This is a genomic window from Mycobacterium haemophilum DSM 44634 (assembly GCF_000340435.2).
Classification (GTDB): Bacteria; Actinomycetota; Actinomycetes; order Mycobacteriales; family Mycobacteriaceae; genus Mycobacterium; species Mycobacterium haemophilum.
In genome coordinates, this window is record NZ_CP011883.2 from 3,428,487 (window position 1) to 3,447,962 (window position 19,476).

15 protein-coding genes and 1 pseudogene are annotated in these 19,476 nt (G+C 63.3%); 8 read left to right on the forward strand and 8 right to left on the reverse strand.

Annotated elements, in window-relative coordinates:
- The first annotated feature begins 6 nt into the window (after positions 1 to 6).
- Entirely contained in the window at positions 7 to 1,005 is a 999-nt protein-coding gene (locus B586_RS15990) for a M23 family metallopeptidase (protein WP_054879440.1), read from the forward strand.
- 4 nt (positions 1,006 to 1,009) lie between these two features.
- On the forward strand, positions 1,010 to 1,558 hold the full coding sequence (locus tag B586_RS15995) for a hypothetical protein (protein WP_054879439.1): 549 nt from the start codon (positions 1,010 to 1,012) through the stop codon (positions 1,556 to 1,558).
- 3 nt (positions 1,559 to 1,561) lie between these two features.
- On the opposite strand, the gene pcrA is transcribed toward B586_RS15995, so the two are convergent.
- Positions 1,562 to 3,910, reverse strand: a complete 2,349-nt coding sequence (gene pcrA / locus B586_RS16000; protein ID WP_047314309.1) for a DNA helicase PcrA — start codon at positions 3,908 to 3,910, stop codon at positions 1,562 to 1,564.
- Between the two features lie 630 nt (positions 3,911 to 4,540).
- Here pcrA and B586_RS16010 point away from each other — a divergent pair.
- Together B586_RS16010 and pgi are read left to right on the forward strand one after the other, a co-directional pair.
- Positions 4,541 to 4,858 carry a chorismate mutase gene (locus tag B586_RS16010; RefSeq protein WP_082129356.1) on the forward strand — a complete coding sequence of 106 codons (318 nt, stop codon included), beginning with the start codon at positions 4,541 to 4,543 and terminating at the stop codon, positions 4,856 to 4,858.
- Positions 4,859 to 4,920: 62 nt separating this feature from the next.
- Positions 4,921 to 6,585: a glucose-6-phosphate isomerase gene (gene pgi, locus B586_RS16015; protein WP_054879437.1), complete on the forward strand. Its 1,665-nt coding sequence runs from the start codon at positions 4,921 to 4,923 to the stop codon at positions 6,583 to 6,585.
- A 69-nt stretch (positions 6,586 to 6,654) separates the two neighbouring features.
- Here the strand turns inward: pgi and B586_RS16020 are convergent, their stop codons facing one another.
- The 4 genes and pseudogenes from B586_RS16020 to cobF form a co-directional block, all read right to left on the reverse strand.
- Positions 6,655 to 7,404, reverse strand: a complete 750-nt coding sequence (locus tag B586_RS16020) for an SDR family oxidoreductase (protein WP_047314305.1) — start codon at positions 7,402 to 7,404, stop codon at positions 6,655 to 6,657.
- 16 nt (positions 7,405 to 7,420) lie between these two features.
- Positions 7,421 to 7,909 (reverse strand): zinc finger domain-containing protein, encoded by a 489-nt coding sequence (locus B586_RS22215; protein WP_276011644.1) that lies wholly within the window; start codon positions 7,907 to 7,909, stop codon positions 7,421 to 7,423.
- Positions 7,910 to 8,041: 132 nt separating this feature from the next.
- Positions 8,042 to 8,284, reverse strand: a pseudogene (locus B586_RS22220) (DNA-formamidopyrimidine glycosylase family protein); the annotation flags it as partial.
- A gap of 42 nt (positions 8,285 to 8,326) precedes the next feature.
- The gene (cobF, locus tag B586_RS16030; protein ID WP_054879436.1) at positions 8,327 to 9,142 is read right to left on the reverse strand and encodes a precorrin-6A synthase (deacetylating); all 816 of its coding nucleotides are present in this window, start codon (positions 9,140 to 9,142) and stop codon (positions 8,327 to 8,329) included.
- Positions 9,143 to 9,232: 90 nt separating this feature from the next.
- Between cobF and B586_RS16035 the strand changes: the two genes are divergently transcribed.
- The 4 genes from B586_RS16035 to B586_RS16050 all read left to right on the forward strand — a co-directional run bounded on the left by B586_RS16035 (position 9,233) and on the right by B586_RS16050 (position 13,648).
- Positions 9,233 to 10,138 (forward strand): AurF N-oxygenase family protein, encoded by a 906-nt coding sequence (locus B586_RS16035; RefSeq protein WP_047314302.1) that lies wholly within the window; start codon positions 9,233 to 9,235, stop codon positions 10,136 to 10,138.
- 257 nt (positions 10,139 to 10,395) lie between these two features.
- Positions 10,396 to 11,385 carry a DUF4873 domain-containing protein gene (locus B586_RS16040; RefSeq protein ID WP_236971423.1) on the forward strand — a complete coding sequence of 330 codons (990 nt, stop codon included), beginning with the start codon at positions 10,396 to 10,398 and terminating at the stop codon, positions 11,383 to 11,385.
- A 527-nt stretch (positions 11,386 to 11,912) separates the two neighbouring features.
- A complete protein-coding gene (locus B586_RS16045) occupies positions 11,913 to 12,677 on the forward strand; it encodes an STAS domain-containing protein (RefSeq protein WP_054879434.1) in 765 nt (254 codons plus the stop codon).
- Positions 12,678 to 12,778: 101 nt separating this feature from the next.
- The gene (locus B586_RS16050) at positions 12,779 to 13,648 is read left to right on the forward strand and encodes a TIGR03619 family F420-dependent LLM class oxidoreductase (RefSeq protein WP_047314299.1); all 870 of its coding nucleotides are present in this window, start codon (positions 12,779 to 12,781) and stop codon (positions 13,646 to 13,648) included.
- A gap of 100 nt (positions 13,649 to 13,748) precedes the next feature.
- On the opposite strand, the gene B586_RS16055 is transcribed toward B586_RS16050, so the two are convergent.
- The 3 genes from B586_RS16055 to B586_RS16065 form a co-directional block, all read right to left on the reverse strand.
- On the reverse strand, positions 13,749 to 14,984 hold the full coding sequence (locus tag B586_RS16055; RefSeq protein ID WP_047314397.1) for a cytochrome P450: 1,236 nt from the start codon (positions 14,982 to 14,984) through the stop codon (positions 13,749 to 13,751).
- Positions 14,985 to 15,204: 220 nt separating this feature from the next.
- Positions 15,205 to 17,166: a fumarylacetoacetate hydrolase family protein gene (locus B586_RS16060; RefSeq protein ID WP_054879433.1), complete on the reverse strand. Its 1,962-nt coding sequence runs from the start codon at positions 17,164 to 17,166 to the stop codon at positions 15,205 to 15,207.
- Positions 17,163 to 19,442 carry an ATP-dependent DNA ligase gene (locus B586_RS16065; RefSeq protein WP_054879432.1) on the reverse strand — a complete coding sequence of 760 codons (2,280 nt, stop codon included), beginning with the start codon at positions 19,440 to 19,442 and terminating at the stop codon, positions 17,163 to 17,165. Before B586_RS16065 ends, B586_RS16060 begins: the two co-directional genes overlap by 4 nt.
- Positions 19,443 to 19,476: the final 34 nt, after the last annotated feature.

Genomic DNA, 19,476 nt, shown 5'->3' on the forward strand with positions numbered 1-19,476 from the left:
TCCCGCATGGCTCCCGGAGCAGTGCGCTCCTCCCGCGACCGCTGGTTGGAGCACCACCGCAACGACGTTACCGAAATCATTCCCGTCGACGGCTTTGACGACCTCGATGACCTTTATGACCTAGATTTGGCCGAAATTGACGAGCTGGAGTTCAGCGACGACTACAGCTTCAACAACGAAACGCAGGTGCTGCTGGCTCCAGAGCTCGACGATCTACATGACATCGACAATCTGACCTCGGAGCCGCTAGCCACGCCGGCCAACGTTGCCCCGAACTTCACCGGCGCGCGGCGCCGACCCGGCCAGCACCGAAAGCAACCGACCAGCGCGGCCAGAGGCCGTTTGCTGATCTCGGCAATGGCTGCCGGCGCGGTGGCCGCGGCAGCACATGCCGCCACCACTCATGCCGCTACCCCCAAGATCGAGACGGTGTTGACCGCCAACGCATCGGCGCTGAGCGGTGCCGCGGTCAGCAATGCAACCCGCGGCGTCCAGGTCATCGCGGTCCAGCCCGCAGCGAGTGCCGCGGTGCACAACGAGGAGCTCGCCAAAGGCGTGGCCTTCGCACACGAGCGCGCTCAGCGCGAGGCGCGCCTGGCGCAGCCGCTCTATGTGATGCCGACAAAAGGCACATTCACCTCAAATTTTGGGTACCGCTGGGGTGTGCTGCACGCCGGTATCGACCTCGCCAACGCGATCGGAACCCCGATCCTTGCGGTGTCCGACGGCGTTGTCATCGACGCTGGCCCGACCGCCGGCTACGGCATGTGGGTCAAGTTGCGCCACGCCGACGGCACGGTCACGCTCTACGGTCACGTCAATACCACGCTGGTCAGCGTCGGCCAGCGCGTGATGGCGGGCGACCAGATCGCCACCATAGGTAACCGAGGCAACTCCACCGGCCCGCACCTGCATTTCGAAGTGCTGCTGGGCGGCAGCGAGCGAATTGACCCCGTGCCGTGGCTGGCCAAGCGGGGAATCTACGTCGGCAACTACGCCGGTTGACCTTGTGACCGAGCCGGACGACCCGCCCTCACCCACCCCACCGCACGTCCCTACGGCGTCGCCCGACGGATCGCGGACCAGGATTATCCGACGCGCCCCGACAGGACCGATTCCTGCGGTCGCGGAATCGGCGGCCCCCACTCGTGTGGGCCGGCGGGCGGACCTAACCGGCGCACCGACCGATGAGCCGAGTTCCCGGGCAGCGGTCGCCGCCTGCGCGGTCAGCATCGTCAGCGGGTGGGCCACATCGGTGGTGGCCACCGACCTGATCGCCGGCTGGTGGAAATCCGACCGGCTGTTTTGCCTTGCGGTGGGGTTTCTCGCCCTGGTGTTTGCCATATCCACCGTGTCCGGCGTGATCATGCTGCTGCAACGGCGCTCTATTGGGCGCTACCTCATCGTCGCCGGCGCGGTGGTCGCCTTGCTGACCTACGGCGGTGTATTCATCGCCGGCGCCCGAGTTGCGTGGATCGTGCACGCGCTTCCCGTGCTGCCGATCGCCAGCGCGGTGCTGGTGGCACTTCCGCAGACCAAACGCTGGCTGGAAAGCTGACTATTAAAGCTTGCTCAACGGGGCGTGGTTGTGCATCAGCTTCACTCGCCCTGAGCTGCCGAAGTCAATCAGTGACATCGCCGATTCGCCAACACCGGAGACTTCCTCGACCCGACCCAGGCCGTACTTGTCGTGTGTCACCCGATCACCGGGCGCCAGCACCAGCAGCGCACGCTTGCTTGCTCCGGACCGGATCGGCGACGGGCGCGCCGTACCGAACCGGCCTGCGCCGCTCACCGGCGCACTGTACGACGGGGCGGGGGCGCTGCGCCGCCAGTCGATGAGTTCCTGCGGGATTTCCCGCAGGAACCGCGACTCGGGGTTGAGCATGGGCTGCCCCCACGAAGACCGAACGATAGCCCTGCTCAGGTAGAGGCGTTGACGGGCCCGGGTGATGCCGACATAGGCCAGCCGACGCTCCTCGGAGAGCTCCGTAGGATCGTCCAGCGCCCGCATGTGCGGGAACATGCCGTCCTCCCATCCGGTGACGAACACCACCGGGAACTCCAATCCTTTCGCGGTATGCAACGTCATCAGCGTGACGACACCGGAATTGTTCTCAGGGATCTCGTCGGTGTCAGAAACCAGCGACACCCGTTCCAGAAACGCCGCCAACACACCGGTGTCCGGCACATCTTCGTCAGCGGCTGTGCCGCCGAGCTCGCCAGCCTCCTCGAGCGCAGCAATGTTGGCCTGGTCGGTACTGAATTCGTGTGCGACGCTTACGAGTTCGTTGAGATTGTCCAGCCTGGCCAACTCCTGCGGGTCGTTGGAGGACTCCAACTCCCTGCGGTATCCGCTACGTTCCAGCACAGACTCGACCAGATCACCCAGGTCGTCATCGAGACGACCCCGCAAGTCGTCAAGCAGCTCAACGAAACCCGCGATCGCTTTCTCCGCACGGGTATTCAGCATTGGCACTTTTCCTTCGGCCGCGGCCTGTAGCGCGTCGGCGAAGCTGGTGCCGGTGTTCTCGGCGTACACCGACACGCAAGCCTCGGCGCGATCGCCGATGCCGCGACGCGGTGTGTTGAGGATGCGCCGCATACTGACGGCGTCGCCGGGATTGTCCAACACCCGCAGGTAAGCGACGACGTCGCGAATCTCCTTGCGCTCGTAAAAGCGAACTCCCCCAACAACTTTGTACGGAATTCCGGCGCGGATAAACACTTCCTCCATTGACCGCGATGAATTGTTGGTGCGATAGAAGACAGCTACATCGTTGTAGGTGATCTCGCCGTGCCCGGCGAGCGCATCGATTTCATCGGCGACGAACCTGGCCTCGTCGTGCTCGTTGTCGGCGACGTAGCCAACAATCAACTCGCCTTTGCCGGCGTCGGTCCACAGTCGCTTGTCACGGCGTCCGGAGTTACGGGCAATCACGGAGTTGGCCGCCGACAGAATGTTTTGCGTCGAGCGGTAATTTTGTTCCAGCAGAATCGTTGTAGCGTCCGGGTAGTCGCGTTCGAAGTCCTCGATGTTGCGAATGGTGGCTCCGCGGAACGCGTAGATCGACTGGTCGGCATCGCCGACGACGCATAACTCCCCCGGCGGCACGTCTTGCGGTACATCAACGCCGTGGCCAACCAATTCCCGGACCAGCACGTACTGTGCGTGGTTAGTGTCTTGGTATTCGTCGACCAGGACGTGCCGGAACCGCCGCCGGTAGTATTCGGCGATCTGCGGGAAGGCCTGCAGGACCCCGACGGTTTCCCCGATCAGGTCGTCAAAGTCCAGCGCGTTGGCTGCCCGCAGTCGCCGCTGGTATTCGCCGTAGACGGCGGCAACGGTACGGGCCAGGTCATCGGCGTCTTCAGACAGGTTGGCCACCGCGCGTTCGGCGTCGATCAACTCGTTCTTCAGGTTGGAGATGGCGTTGGCCATCAGCCGTGGCGAGTACCGCTTGATGTCGAGCCCCATGTCTCGGCCGATCATCTGCAGCAGTCGGCGCGAATCGTCGGCGTCATAGATGGAAAAGTTGGAGTTGAGGCCGCCGATCAGGGACGCCTGGTTACGCAGAATGCGTACGCAGGTCGAGTGAAACGTCGACACCCACATCACCCGGGCTCGGTTGCCGATTAGCCGCACTACACGCTCGCGCATCTCCGCGGCAGCCTTGTTGGTGAAGGTGATGGCCAGGATCTGGCCGACCCCGACACCTCGGGCCGCGATCAGGTAAGCGATCCGCCGCGTCAACACCGCAGTTTTGCCCGAGCCGGCACCGGCCACGATCAGCAGCGGCGAACCCTCATGTACCACCGCCTGGCGCTGCTGCGGGTTGAGGCCGTCAAGCAGTCGATCTGCTTCGGAGGCGGGCTTGGCTAGGTCTTCCGGGGTCGCGTGCACACTCATGTCATTCCAAACCTACCGCCGTCCGCCGACGGCGGCTGACCGGGCTACGCAGCGCGCATAATCTGCCACGCGGGGCTCGTGCTAGCCGAGCGTGAAGCTGGCCGTGCGCTCCGAGAAGGCACCGGCCGTCGAACCCAACTCATTGGCTAATGCATCCCGGGCGGCCGCCGCTTGAAGCATCGACCTAAATCCTGTCAAAAAGCGGCCATCTCAGGCTATTTGGCGAACAGCGCGAGAACACCGTTGCGATTGGGGTCATCTGGTGGTATGTGTCCCGCGTTTCGCGCAACGGCCTTCCGGAGGCGGTCGCATCGCAGCATGTTCGCTAAGCCCGGAATCTATAGCACCGACGACCACCACCCCGTGACGACCACGAGCCGCACCCTACTTACGTCATGGCGGTTTCCTAGCGCCAAAATTTTGAGCCGTGCTTTGCACCAACACGGCCGTGAGTGGCACACTCATTTAGTGCTTAACAAGCAGCGCCTCGTGCAGCTCTCGACCCACGAGTTGCACCGCCGATTTTTCTACGGGTACCGGCTCGCGGTGCCCGTGGGTTAGCTGCTTTCGCAGAGCCCCGTGGTCCGCTTCCGGCTTCGGGGCTTATCTCTTTGTGAGGCCTGATACCGGATGAGACCAGAACCCCCACATCACGAGAACGCGGAGTTAACTGAGATGAACACCGAAGTGGTCGAAGCGCCGCAACTGACCAACATCGAGCATTTGCGCGAAGAGATCGACCGATTAGACGCTCAGATCCTCGCTGCGGTTAAGCGGCGTGCTGAAGTGTCCCAGGCGATCGGCAAAGTAAGGATGGCGTCTGGCGGCACCCGCCTGGTACATAGCCGCGAGATGAAGGTCATCGAACGCTATAGCGAGCTTGGTCCCGATGGTAAGGATCTGGCAATGCTGTTGTTGCGATTAGGCAGAGGCCGGCTCGGCCACTAACGAAGCAAACGCGTCGGCCAGCGGTCCTGCGCCGTCGCGTCAGAGCGCACTAGGGTCAAACCATGACCTCCGTGCCAGCAATCCCCGACATCACCGCCACCCCGGCGTGGGACGCCCTGCGCAGGCATCACGATGAGATCGGGGAAACCCATCTACGCCAGTTCTTCGCCGACGATCCCGATCGCGGCCGCGAGCTCACGGTCACGGTCGGCGACCTTTACATCGACTACAGCAAACATCGCATCACCCGCGAGACGGTGCGACTGCTGGTCGATCTGGCCCGAGCGGCCAACCTCGAACAACGCCGCGACCAGATGCTCGCCGGCGTCCACGTCAACACCTCGGAGAATAGGGCGGTACTACACACCGCGCTGCGGCTACCCCGAGACACCGAACTGATCGTCGACGGCCAAAACGTTGTCCAGGACGTACACGCGGTGCTGGATGCCATGGGTGACTTCACCGACCGGCTGCGCAGCGGCGAATGGACCGGCGCCACCGGGAAACGCATCAACACCGTCGTCAACATCGGCATCGGTGGTTCAGACCTGGGTCCGGTGATGGTGTACCAAGCACTGCGCCACTATGCCGACGCGGGGATCTCGGCGCGTTTCGTGTCCAACGTCGATCCCGCCGACCTGACCGCGAAATTGGCAGACTTAGAGCCTGACACAACGCTTTTCATCGTCGCATCGAAGACGTTCTCGACGCTGGAAACATTGACCAACGCCACCGCCGCGCGGCGCTGGCTGACCGACGCGCTTGGCGACGCCGCCGTTTCCAAGCATTTCGTCGCCGTCTCTACCAACAAGCGCCTGGTCGACGACTTCGGCATCAACACGGCCAACATGTTCGGGTTCTGGGACTGGGTTGGCGGCCGCTATTCGGTCGATTCGGCGATCGGGCTGTCGCTGATGGCGGTCGTCGGGCGAGAGTCCTTCGCTGATTTCCTGTCCGGCTTCCACATCGTTGACCAACATTTCAAGAGCGCGCCATTGGAATCCAATGCACCTGTGCTGCTCGGCCTGATCGGACTGTGGTATTCCGACTTCTTGGGTGCGCAATCGCGGGCCGTGCTGCCGTATTCCAACGACTTGGCGCGTTTCGCAGCCTATCTGCAACAGCTAACCATGGAATCCAACGGCAAGTCGACGCGCATTGACGGCACGCCGGTCACCACCAACACCGGTGAAATCTATTGGGGCGAACCGGGAACCAATGGCCAGCACGCCTTCTACCAGTTGCTGCATCAGGGCACCCGGTTGGTGCCGGCCGATTTCATCGGATTCAGCCAACCCGTCGACGATTTGCCAACTGCCGAAGGCACTGGCAGCATGCACGACCTGTTGATGAGCAATTTCTTCGCCCAGACCCAAGTGCTGGCGTTCGGTAAGACCGCGGAAGAAATCACGGCCGAAGGCACACCCGCAGAAGTAGTGCCGCACAAGGTGATGCCTGGAAACCGTCCGACCACCTCGATCCTTGCCAACCGGCTCACCCCGTCGGTGCTGGGCCAGCTGATCGCGCTCTACGAGCATCAGGTGTTCACCGAGGGCGTGATCTGGGGCATCGACTCGTTCGACCAGTGGGGCGTGGAGCTGGGCAAAACACAAGCCAAGGCGCTGCTTCCGGTGATCACCGGCGACGCCTCGCCCGCGCGACAGACGGACAGCTCCACCGATACGCTGGTCCGTCGCTACCGAACCGGACGAGGGCGCGTGGGCTGACGCGGCTTGCGCGTGCGCAAAATGCCACCCAGTGCGGCGTGTCGTTGCACAGACACGCGCGCTCGCGACCTAAGTGAACCACTTCATCAGCGGCGGCGGCAGCACCCGCATCAGCTGTACCAGCGGCGCCCACGGCCACCATGGCACCACGGCCCGACCGGGCTCGCGTTCTATCGCGTCGACCAGCGCCTTAACACCAGTTGCGTTGTCCACCATGAACATTGTGCTCGCTGATTTGGCCGTCATCTCCGTTTCGATGTAACCCGGCTCCACCACTGAGATCTTGATCGGGCCACTTGGGTATTCGGCGCGCAACGATTCGCCCAGTGAGCGCATTCCGGCTTTGCTTGCGGCGTAGGCGGCTTTAACGCCCGGTACCCCTTTGGCGCCGAGCACCGAGGAGATGAGCACCAGATGCCCCGAGCCGCTTTTCGTGAACATCTCCAGCGCGGTTTCGATCTGCACGAGGGCGGCCACCAAGTTGGTCTCGATAGTCGCCTTATTGGCCCACAGCTTGCCGGAGCCGAGCCGGGCGCCCTTGCCGATGCCGGCGTTGACAACGATACGGTCAATCCCGTCAAGCTCATCGCTGAGTTCGGAGAATACCTTCGGCACCTGCTCATGGTGGTTGACGTCCAGCGCGGCGACGGCGACCTTGATTGCTGGATACTGTTGTAACAGTTCGTCTTTCATCTCGCCCAACCGGTCGGCACGACGGGCACACAGCGCCAGGTCACGACCCTTGGCAGCGAACGAACGCGCCATTCCGGCGCCCAGGCCGGAACTGGCACCCGTAATGAGGATCTTCTGGCGAGTCACCCGGGCAGCATATCTACTACTTAAGCAGCCGCGACATGCGCCGGTCGGCCAGCACCTTGCCGCCGGTCTGACACGTTGGACAGTACTGAAAAGACTTGTCCGCGAACGACACTTCGCGCACGGTATCCCCGCACACCGGGCACGGCAACCCGGTACGCGCATGCACCCGTAGCCCGGACCGCTTCTCCCCTTTGAGCATGGCAGCCCTCTGACCGACGGACCGGCTGACCGCGTCGGACAGCACCGACACCATCGCGTCGTGCAGGGTGGTGAGCTGTTCGTCCGATAACTTCCCGGCCGTGGCGAACGGCGAGATCTTGGCAACATGCAGAATCTCGTCGCTGTAGGCATTGCCGATACCGGCGATCACCTTCTGGTCGGTGATGACGGTCTTGATCCGACCGGTGTTGCCGGCCAGTCGCCCCGCCAACCCCTCGACATTGATACCCAGCGCGTCCGGCCCGAGGGCAGCAATCCCGGGGACCTGTTTCGGGTCGTCAACCAACCAGACGGCTAGCCGCTTCTGGGTCCCAGCCTCAGTGAGGTCGAAGCCGGGCGCACTACCGGGGATCCCCAGATGGATGCGCAGCGCGATCGGCCCTTTGCCAGGGCGCAACGGTGCCGCAGCTAGCTTCTCGGACCACCGCAACCAGCCTGCGCGCGACAGATGAGCGATCAGCAGCACCGCGTCGGCCCGCAGCCCTAGGTACTTGCCCCACCGGTCGGCCCCGACCACGGTCTGGCCGCGTAACGCGTCGATCGGCGGATCGAAGGTTTTCAGCACGGACAGCGCGGCGACATCGACGCGGCCGACCGGCAAACCGACCGCGTGGCGCCGCAAATGGTCGACCAACGCTTCGATCTCGGGAAGCTCAGGCACGCATTCAGTCTGCCGACCGCGGCGGCACGCTGTCTAACGCCGCTACGCCGGCCCCGCCGCTGCGGCCCTGAGCAAATAGATATCCATGATCCAGCCGCGCCGAGCCCGGGCGGCGGCCCGCAGCGCGGCGATGCGCGGCCCGACCTCGCCAATCGTGCCCGCTATCAGCAGCTCGTCGTCGGTGCCCAGGTAGGCGCCCCACCAAATCCGCGTGTCCGCGGGGAACACCTGAAACGAGCAATCGGCGTCCAGCATCACCACGGCAGAGCCACACAGCCCGCGCGTGCGCAGCTGCCTACCGGTGGTGATGACAACCGGTTCACCGACCTCGTTGAGCGGGATGCGATGCCGAGCGGTGAGCGCCTGCATCGCGCTGATACCCGGAATGACGTCATAGGTGATACCAACATCGGCCGCAACGTCGTCAAGGATGCGCAGCGTGCTGTCGTACAGCGACGGGTCACCCCAAGCCAAAAAGGCGCCTACTTCGTCGAGCCCCAGTTCGGCGGAGATCGCCGAAGCCCAGATCCGCGCTCGCGCCGCGTGCCAGTCAGAGACCGCCTCCCGGTAATCGGCATCGGTCAACCGCTTCGGGTCAGGCAGTTCGACGAATCGATAGCCAGGCGCGCGGATGAACCGCGTGCAGATTTCCCGCCGCAGCGCAACCAGGTCGTTCTTCGACTCGCCTTTGTCCATCGCGAAGAACACTTGCGTGTCGTTGAGCGCTTCGATCGCCTGGACGGTCAGATAGTCGGGATCCCCGGCGCCAATGCCGATAATGTGGATGTGCCTCACTAATGCCTCCTGACGCACCGGCACGGCCCGTTTTGGGTCAACGTAATTGAACGCTCCAACCATCTAGTCGAGACCCCAGGTACCCGATACCATAGGTATCGACTATCGATTGCGATCTCCCTACCGTCTCACGCACCGAAGGGAAATTCAGCGATGACCACTGCGGTAAAACCGAGCGGGCCGAGTCGTGAAGAGTTCTCCGAGCGTTTACTCAAGGGCTCGGTAAAAAAGTCTTACGAGCCCGTCGTCGACATCGATTGGGACGCCCCGCTCGACCCGGACAAGTTCTATCTGCCGCCACGGCTGGTGTCCCTGTACGGCACCCCGATGTGGGACGAGATGACCCACGAGCAACAAATCGAGCTATCCCGCCAGGAACTGGTCAACACGTTGTCAGCCGGAATCTGGTTCGAGAACATGCTCAATCAATCGTTGTTACGCACCCTCCTGCACGAGGATCCCACGAGCCGGTCAACGCATTACAAGCTGACCGAGCTGGGCGACGAGACCCGGCACATGGTGATGTTCGGCAAAGTGATCGAGCGCATCGGCGCCAAGCCGGTACGCCCACGGCTCGTGCACCGGATGATCATCAACGCCCTGCCGCTGGCGTTCCAGCGGGGTTCGATGCTGTGGGTGGCCGCCCTGATCGGCGAAGAAATCTTCGACTCACTGCAACGGCAGATGATGGACGACCCGGAATTGCAGCCAATTATCCAGCGGCTGATGCGGATTCACGTCACCGAAGAGGCTCGCCACATACAGTTCGCTCGCGACGGCGCACGCAAGCGGGTGCAGACAATGCCTCGGTTCAACAAATGGTTTATGGCCAACATCAACGGGCTCGGTGGCTATTTCTTCCGTTTCCTGTTCAGCAATCCCGTTCCATACGCGCGGACAGGTCTAGATCCACACCGGGCACGAATGACCGCGCGCAACAGCCCACACCGTCACGAAGTCCAGGTGGCCGGCTTCGCCCCGCTGGCCGCGTTTTTGACCGAGACAGGCCTGATGGGCCCGATCTCACGCCGCGGCTGGAAGCGCTGCAAGTTTCTGTGACCCAGACACCCAGCCCAGCTCAGGCCCGCCACCGTGTCGTCGTCATCGCTGCGGGAGCCGGGGGGCACCGCGTTCGAGCCGAGCTGCTGGCCACCGGCGTCACCGACTTTGCGATCCTCGACGAAGCGGCCGGCCACGAAGTGATCAGTTCGGTATTCGACGACTACTCCCATTGCTGGACGTTGCGAACAGCTGCCGGCGAGTTTTTCCAGGGCGGCGTCGTCATTACGACCGGCCGGTCCACATACGTACCGTGGATACCAAAGTTAGACGGGCGCAATACTTTTCGTGGCGAGTCGTTCCACTCGGCACAGTGGGACGTCAATTTCAATCCGGCCGGTAAGCACATCGCGGTGGTCGGCACCGACGCCACCACCGGCCACTACATCGGCCAGTTGAGCGAATCAGCAGCCTCAGTCACGGTCTTCGCACACGCCCCGCGTCGAATTGTCTCAGAAGTACCCTTGCGGACACCTCGTGCCAAACGCTGGCTGCGCCGCCACACCCGACCCCGGGCACCTGGGCCCGCGGCAGCGTTGGTGAGGTCATCGATCCAAACCGTGACCGCGCTCGGCGTCCGCACCAGCGATGGAGTGAATCACCGCGCTGACGCCATCATCTACGGTACCGGCTTCGCGATCCGCGACCGGATCCTCGATGAGACGCTGGTCGGTGCCGGCGGACTGACTATCCGGCAGGCCTGGGTGGACGGCATGGAACCCTACCTCGGGGTTGCCGTTCACGGGTTTCCCAACTACTTCTTCATCACCGGACCCGACATCGGCGCGCAAGCACGCTACGTTGCCGAATGCGTCGGGCTGCTGCAGCGCACTGCCAGCACCCGCATCGAGGTCCGGCGCAGCAGCCAACAGGTGTTCAACGAGCGGGTTTACCTGAGACCCGCCCAACTTTATCGGGTTGCCCCGACGTTTACAGCGTTCGACTTGTCCTGCAACGCAAGTGACCACGATGAGATCTATGATGGCGCGGCGACGCTAACGATTGCCGGCACCCGCCATCCGGTGCGCGTGCGACTTACCGGCCACCTCAACCCGATCGACGGCCAATACCACTGGCAGGGGACGGTGTTCGACCCTTTGCCCGATGCTGCGCTCAAGCAGGCGGCACACGCGACGGTGACGGTGGGAGATCGCAGTGCGCCCGCTCGCATCGTCGAACAAACGCCCTGGGGCACGCACTCGATCGCCGGAGTGGGCGCTCCACCGTACGCATTCCACTGCCCCTGAACCAGTCCCGAACGCATAATCGAGGCGGTTCGGCGCTTGTTGCGCTGTTCCGGATTTGCTAGCTATTGGCTATCGGGGCAATCCGGATACGCTGAAATTCAGCCCACACTAAAGGTTGGCCACATGCGTGAAATGGGTAACCCTCGTGGGTACTTGTGCTGCGGCAGACGACGAGACAGGCGATGACGGCGTGGCGGATGCTTCGGACGGGCGGGATCGGGCACTCACCCGACTCGTGTCCCCCTGCGGCACCGCCATGGGTCCGTGCCAACTGTATTGCAAGACCGGCTATACCACTCATGTCGCATTAGCAGCCGGACGTGTTTACGCGAGCAGCGGCAGCCTCAAGGAAGTTGGCCAGACGGGAGTTCGAGGAGCAACCGACGGAAGGACGACAGCATGGAGCGGCAAGCCCGGATCACGACGCCCAATTGCTTGTCGGCCAAGTTAGCACCGGGGGCACTACAGCCACCAATGAGACGCCCGCACCGGCGCCGCAGTGGGTCGCGGGCTGACGGGCGGCTGCGGTGAGCGCAGTGGCCAAGTCGCCGGGCTCGTTGGCCATTGCCGCACGCACGGAGCATTCAATGACCGTCTTGACCCTCGAGGGCGTGTTGAACACCAGCAACTCGACGGCGCTGCGCAACTGCATCATGAAGGCCACCATCGACCAGCCTTCGGCCATCATCGTCGACGTCACCGGACTTCAAGCGGCAGCGGAATCGGCGTGGTCGGCCTTCATCAGCGTGCGCTGGGAAGTCGGCACCCAGCCGGACGTTCCAATCGTGCTTGTCTGCGGTCACCGTGCGGCCCGCGAAGCGATCGCGCGCAGCGGGGTCGGCCGCTTCATGCCGGTGTACCCGACCGAGAAAAGTGCGATGACGGGCATAAATCGGCTCGCGCGTCGCACCCTCCGGCGCATCGATGCCCAGCTGCCCGCGAATCTGACCAGTCTTCGCGAGTCACGCCGGCTCGTCCGCGAGTGGCTGACTGCCTGGTCACAAACCGCGCTCATCCCGGTCGCGTTGGTGGTTGTCAACGTGTTCGTGGAAAATGTGCTGGAACATACCGGAAGCGACCCGCTGATGCAGATCGAAAGTGACGGCGCGACAGCCACTATCGCGGTGTCTGACGGCAGCGCCGCACCCGCTCGGCGGTTGGCGTCACCCCTGACTGGCATTGATGTATCTGGTCTGGCGATCGTCGCCGCATTATCACGGGCCTGGGGCAGCACTCCCACGTCATCGGGCAAGACCGTCTGGGCGGTGATTGGCCCGGAAAGCCAGCTCTAGCCAGTTTCACCCGTGCGACCTGTTGCGCGGGACCCGAACGCGGGTCAGATTAGAACACGTTCTAATCTCGTGTGACGGCCCCTGCGAGGAAGGTAGATCACGTGCGGTTCACCTTTGCGGAGTCACTGACCGACCCGACGTTTTACATCCCCCTGGCCAGAGCCGCCGAGGCGGCCGGCTATAGCAGCATGACCATCGCCGACAGCCTCGCCTACCCGGCCGAGTCCGACTCCAAGTACCCGTATACGCCTGACGGCAGCCGCGAATTCCTGGACGGCAAGGAAATCATCGAACCCTTTGTCTTGACAGCGGCATTGGGCGCGGTGACATCAACGCTAAGATTCAACTTCTTCGTCCTCAAGTTGCCTGTTCGGCCGCCCGCCCTGGTGGCCAAACAGGTGGGTTCATTGGCCGCGCTGATCGGCAACCGGGTGGGTCTCGGCGTCGGCACCAGCCCATGGCCAGAAGACTATGAGCTAATGGGCACCCCATTCGCTATGCGCGGCAAGCGGATTGACGAATGCATTGAGATCGTCCGCGGCCTTACCGGCGGTGACTACTTTGAGTTCCACGGCGAGTTCTACGACATTCCCAAGACCAAGATGAGCCCGGCGCCGACCCAGCCGATCCCGATCTTGGTCGGCGGGCACGCCGATGCCGCGCTGCGGCGCGCGGCGCGCCTTGACGGCTGGATGCACGGCGGAGGCACCGCCCCTGAAGAGCTCGACCGGCTCATCACCCGGGTCAAGAAGTTTCGCGAGGAACAGGGCAAGACCGGACCGTTCGAGATTCACGTGATTTCGATGGATGCCTACACCGTCGACGGCATCAGGCGCCTCGAGGACAAAGGCGTCACCGACGCGATCGTGGGCTTCCGATGGCCCTACACCAAGGGACCCGATACCGAGCCGCTAGAGACAAAGATTCGCCATCTGGAAAGCTACGCAGCGAAAGTGATCTCGAAAGTCTAAGCGCCACAGGTGATCCCGCTTCAGGGCCCGCTTTCCTGGCGCAGCTTTGACGGCTCCGGCCGGGCTGTTGGTGTGGTTCTCAATCCCGTTGAGGACTAGATCAGACCTGCACGGGCAGTGCCGACATTCCGCGCATTGCCACGTTTGGCTTGTAGACCAGTTCACCGGCCAGCTGTGCCTGTGGGAAACGCGCACTGATTGCAGATAACGTGACGGTCGCTTCCAACCGGGCCAGCGCCGCTCCCAGGCAAAAATGTGAGCCGACGGCAAATGCCAAATGTCGCGAGCTGGGACGGTCCGGGTCAAATTCATCGGGGCGTGAGTAGACCGCTGGATCGCGGTTGGCGGCAGCAAGCAGCAATACCATTGTGTCGCCCTTGGTTAAAGCAGTCTGACCGATCGTCATATCCTCAGCAGCGACCCGGCCGATTAGGTGGATTGCTGGGTCGTAGCGCAGCGTCTCCTCAACGACCAGCGGTGCCCGCTGCGGGTTGTCACCTAGCGCCTTCCACTGCGACGGGTTGCGCAACATCGCCAGGACCGCATTGGCAATCAGATTCACCGTGGTCTCATGACCAGCAACGAGCAACAAACTGCACGTTGCGACGATCTCCTCCTCGGTCAACTGATCACCCGACTCGTCCACCTCGATCAGCCTGGAGATCAGATCATCACCGGGCGTGCCGCGTCGGCGCTTAACTAGCTGCTCTAGGTAATCCCGCAGCCACACACCGGCACGCAGCCGCTCCTCAGTGGCCTCCGGCGGTTCACCGGTAATGGTAATGAACGGGTCGACGGACTGCACCAATAGCGCTGAGACGCGACCGAACTCCGGCGCGTCTTCGTACGGCACCCCCAGCAGCCGACAAATCACAGCCACCGCTAATGGAAAGGCTAGGTCGGCAATGACGTCAAGCTGGCCGGCCGCGGCCCCCTTATCCAGCAGGGAATCGACCAGCGCAGTAATATCGCCTTCCAGCGCCTGAACGACCTTCGGTGCGAACGCCTTGCTGACAAGCTTGCGCAACCGGGTATGGTCCGGCGGATCAAGAAACATAAACGACGAGGCATAGAACGGTCGCGGTTCTGCACCAGCAGCAATGGCCTGTTGCGCTAATGTCGCCTTGAGCCGGTCGCTGGCCGCCAACGGGTGGCGTAGTGCTTCGTCGCAGTCAGAAAACGACGAGAACACTGTCAACGGCATACCCGGTAGCTGCATCGGCCCGTGGTCAAGTAACGCGTGATACACCGGAAACGGATCCGCCCGGGTGCCCGGGTCGATCAACCGCAGCAGCAGCATCTGCGCCTCAACAAGCGATGGCGGGTTCGTTCCCATCGGTCGATTATGACTTAGGTACTCGATGGACGCATCACCGGTGTACGAGTTGGGGCGCACCTCCGCGTGATTGGGCGGGGCTAGCCGAACACCGCCGAGCACGGTTTGCGCGTACTTATTCGTGGCGAGCCACGCCGTCATTGTTTGAGACGGATAGAGCCATATTCAAGGGTTGCGCTGCACGTACCGAGTTTAACCGCTTGGCAGCTGAACTTTCGCGTCAAGAGCAGCGTTTGGCCAACCACTCGGCCTGCATCACCAGCAGTGCCAGCACTTGGAGCTGCGGGGTGTCAGGGTCAAGTTCGCGGTAACGCTGATAGACATTGACGACCACCCGTTCGGCGTCCAGCCAGGTCGCGTACTCGCCTAGATCGATGGTCTCAGCGGCCTCAGCCCACGACAGACCCTTGTGATAGGCGGCTTCGGCTTGTTCGGCGACGTGAACGAGATAGCCACGGAGCGCACGTATCCCATCTGGATCGGTGACTGGACCGTGGCCGGGTACCACCGTCGGCGCGTCGAGCGCGATCATCGTGTCGCACGCGGTGACCCAGTTGGCGATCGGCCCGGCCCACACAATCGGGGTACATCCGATGAACAGCAGATCCCCGGCGAACAACACACCAGCGTCGGGCACGTGCACCACGGAGTCCGCGGCGGTATGGGCTGGACCCAGGTTCAGCAGATTGACCTGCCGGCCGCCGACTTCGACGGTGAGGTCATGGTCGAACGTCTGGTCTGCGTTGCGCACCTTGATTCCGCTGAAGTCGAAGCGCCCGAAGCGGTCTCGCGTGTATGGCGTTGCAACCGGGCCGAGGTTGCCGGTCTGCATCATGGCCAGCATCTCGGGCGCCCTGCCGTGTGCGATCTCGTCGGCAGTGCCCTTGGCGGCAATGATTCGCACCGATCGGTCCAGCAATTGATTGCCGTGCGTGTGATCACCGTTGGAGTGGGTGATCAACGCGTCAGTGATGGGCGCGGACAAGGTGATGGGCTTCATCGCGGTGAGCATCTCGCGGGTCAACGCCAGGTCAAACAAGGTATCGACCAGCAGTGACGCGCCGTCGCCGGCTATCAGCCCCGCATTACTCCAGCCGTAGCCGCCGTCCGGCAGCGTCCACGCCCACACTCGGTTGGCGACCTCGTGCAGCCCACGGGTGTAGGGCACCCGTGCGGGCGCCCGGTTGACCCGACCAGGAGCGGCCGTGGCATCGGGATTGGGCCGAGCCGCCAACGGATGTGGCGGGCGGCTCGCGCGGACGGTCTGCCGGGTCTCGCCCAGCCCTTGCACCTGCAGGGTGACGACGTCGCCGTCGTGCAGCCAGCCCGGGAACGATTCCAGCGCCGTGCGGCTCAGGTGCTCGACGAGCGTGCAGGTGGGTACCGTACCGGAGCCGATAACGTCGCCCGGGCGCAGCGTCACCCCACGGGAGACGTAGGAGATAACTTCGCCGAAGGTCCAGTCCATCTGGGCGGTCGAACCCGATCCGATCACGGTGTCGTTGACCCGGGCGCTCACCCGTAGGTCGAGCTTGCCGTCGCGGCGGTACGGCTCGAGCTCATCAGGGGTAACCAGGTAGGGGCCCAGTGTGACGGCACTGTCTTTGCCTTTGCCCTGCCCAATCCCCAGTTGACTCTCCATCTGTTGCAGGTCGCGTGCGGACCAGTCGTTGAAGATGGTGTAGCCAACGATGGCCTGTTCGGCTTCCTCGACAGTCAGGTCCCTGAGGTCTGAGCCGCTGGATCCGATGATCGCGGCGATTTCCAATTCAAAGTCTTGCCAAGCACTTCCGGGAGCCGTCGGCGCGTCGTCGTATGGTCCCAAAACAGTTGCTGGACAAGCAAAGTAGAAAGCTGGGATGCGGTACCAGGTGTCGCTAAGCTCCCGTCCGGCGCCCAGCGCGGCCTGGCAATTGCGCATATGGTCCAAAAAGCACAACGAGTCGCGGATCGACGGCGGGCGCAGGATCGGCGCCATCAACCGCACGTCGGCGAGTTGCACTACCGCCGCTGGCGAACGCTGCACATCCTCGCCAGCTGCCCGCAGCCCGTCAATGCCACCCCCGACCAGATCAAGCAGTGTCACGCCCGGCGGCATCGCGCAGATCACGTCACCGGAGAGCACCCCGGTGCGTTCGCCAGCAGCGCCAGCGTCCAAAAGTTGAAATGTCACCCATTTCATTCCCGCACCACCTCACTTGGTTGCTTGTCTGGGCGCAGCCCACGCCAGCTCGTTTGGCGCAGCCGGTTATCCGCGGTCCATCCGCTATAGCGCACCTCGCCGACCAAAACCGGCGTGACAAACGTCACGCCTCTGGCGTCGCGTGCGGGAAGCGAGTCATCAAACGGAGAGCGGTCGCTGCGCAGTGGCGCCAGCATCTTCTTGAGGTTGGTCAGGTCGCGCCCAGTGAAGCCGGTACCGACCCGCCCGGCGAAATGCAGCCCGCCAGCAGCGGGGATGCCCATCAGCAGCGCACCGATGCCACTGCTACGTCCGCCTTCCCCAGCGCGCCAGCCACCGATGACGACCTCCTGGGTTTTCCAGTGTTTGTCTTTGACCCACGACGCAGAGCGCCGGCCCGGCTGATAACTGGAGTCGCGCCGCTTGGCGACCACACCCTCCCAGCCGTGCTTGCGTGAGTACTCGAGAGCCTCGGCGCCGTCGCCGGGCAGCAGCTCGGGAACAATGAGACTGCTTGCAGTGGCCAAGGTTTCCAACAGTTTGCGCCGGTCAAGGTAGCGCGCCCGAAGCAGCGAGCGGCCGTCTAGATAGAGCAAATCGAACGCCCAAAACTCGATGCGGGTGGCGTGGTTACGGTTCTGCATCTCGTTGAAGCTGGGCACACCGGATTTGTTGAGAGCGACGAGTTCACCGTCGAGCACCACGTGGTGTTCGGTGAGATCGGCTGCCAGTGAACGCAATTGTGAATATTCTGCGGTAACGTCACGTCCACTGCGGGACCGCAACCGTACCGTACCGTGGTCAGCCTCGATCAGGAGTCGGTAGCCGTCCCACTTGCCTTCGAACGCCCACTGGCCTGCCTTCAGGGTCGCCACCGAACCGTGCGTCGCGAGCATGGGGGCGATCTCGTCGAACGCGAAGACCTTTTGGTCCTTCATCCGGTGCGCCAGCCACTGGTCGCCGTCGGTTTGAATCAGCGCATAGCGCCCGGTGATCCGGCTGCCATGCAAGGTGACGATGACCTCCCCTTTTTCAGCGGAGTCGCGGAACTTCTCGGTGTCGTAGGTTCCCGAGTCCCAGACGATCACCTTGCCAGCGCCATATTCACCTTTCGGGATCTCACCCTCGAATGTGGCGTAGTCCAGCGGATGATCCTCGGTGTGTACCGCCAGATGGTTCACCGACGGGGTGTCTGGCAGGTTTTTCGGCACCGCCCACGACACCAGTACCCCGTCTCGTTCCAGCCGGAAGTCGTAGTGCAATCGGCGGGCGTGGTGCTCCTGGATGACGAACGTATTGCCTTGGCCAGTCGCCGGTTTCGCCGGTTTCGTTGAAGATATCGGTTCGGGAGTCTTCGATGCGTCGCGCATGCTGCGGTACTTGGTCAGCCGATCCGGGCTGGGCACTCGGGCGTCCGGGGCGTCCAGCCGCGCCAGCAGGTCACCGTCATGAGCGACCCGGCCAAGTACCTCGTCGTAGCGCAGCTGGCATAGCGCGGGATCGTCGAGTTCCTCCCAGCTGCGTGGCGCCGCGACGGTCGGGTGCTCTCGGCCGCGCAGCGAGTACGGCGCAATGGTGGTCTTCGAGCCGCTGTTTTGGCTCCAGTCCACAAACACCTTCCCCGCCCGCAACTTTCGCGTCATGATCGACGTCACCAGGGTAGGCATGGCCTTTTCCAGTTGCTGCGCAATGTGTTTGGCCAACACCGTGGCGCCTCGGCTGCTCACCGGCTGGTCAAGCGGCGTATAGAGGTGCAGCCCCTTGCTGCCGCTGGTGAGCGGGAAGGTGGTCAGCCCGATATCGGCGATCAGGTCCCGGACCGCGCGGGCCACTTCGGCCAGCTGAGCCATTGTCACGCCGTCACCGGGGTCCAGGTCGAACACCAATCGGGTCGCCGGGCCAGGTTGTAACCTGCCGGGATCTCCGACGAACCGCCACTGCGGCACATGTACCTCCAGCGCGGCCTGCTGCGCGATCCAGGCCAGCGCGGTGGGGCTGTCGATAATCGGATAGGTCGTGGTTCCCGACCGGTGGGTCACGCTGGCGCGCGGCAGCCAGTCCGGCGCCGATGACGCCAGCTGCTTTTCGAAGAACGAGGGTTGGTCGACCCCGTTGGGCCAGCGCTTACGGGTCGCCGGACGTCCGGCGAGATGCGGCACCATCGCCTCGGCGATCTGCGTGTAGTAATCGAAGACGTCGTGCTTTGTGGTCCCGGTCGCCGGGTACAGCACCTTGTCGGCGTTGGTCAGCGTCACCGGCTGCGCCGTCGAGCCCATGAAGTCAACGTACGTTGTCGCGCAATGGCACCGT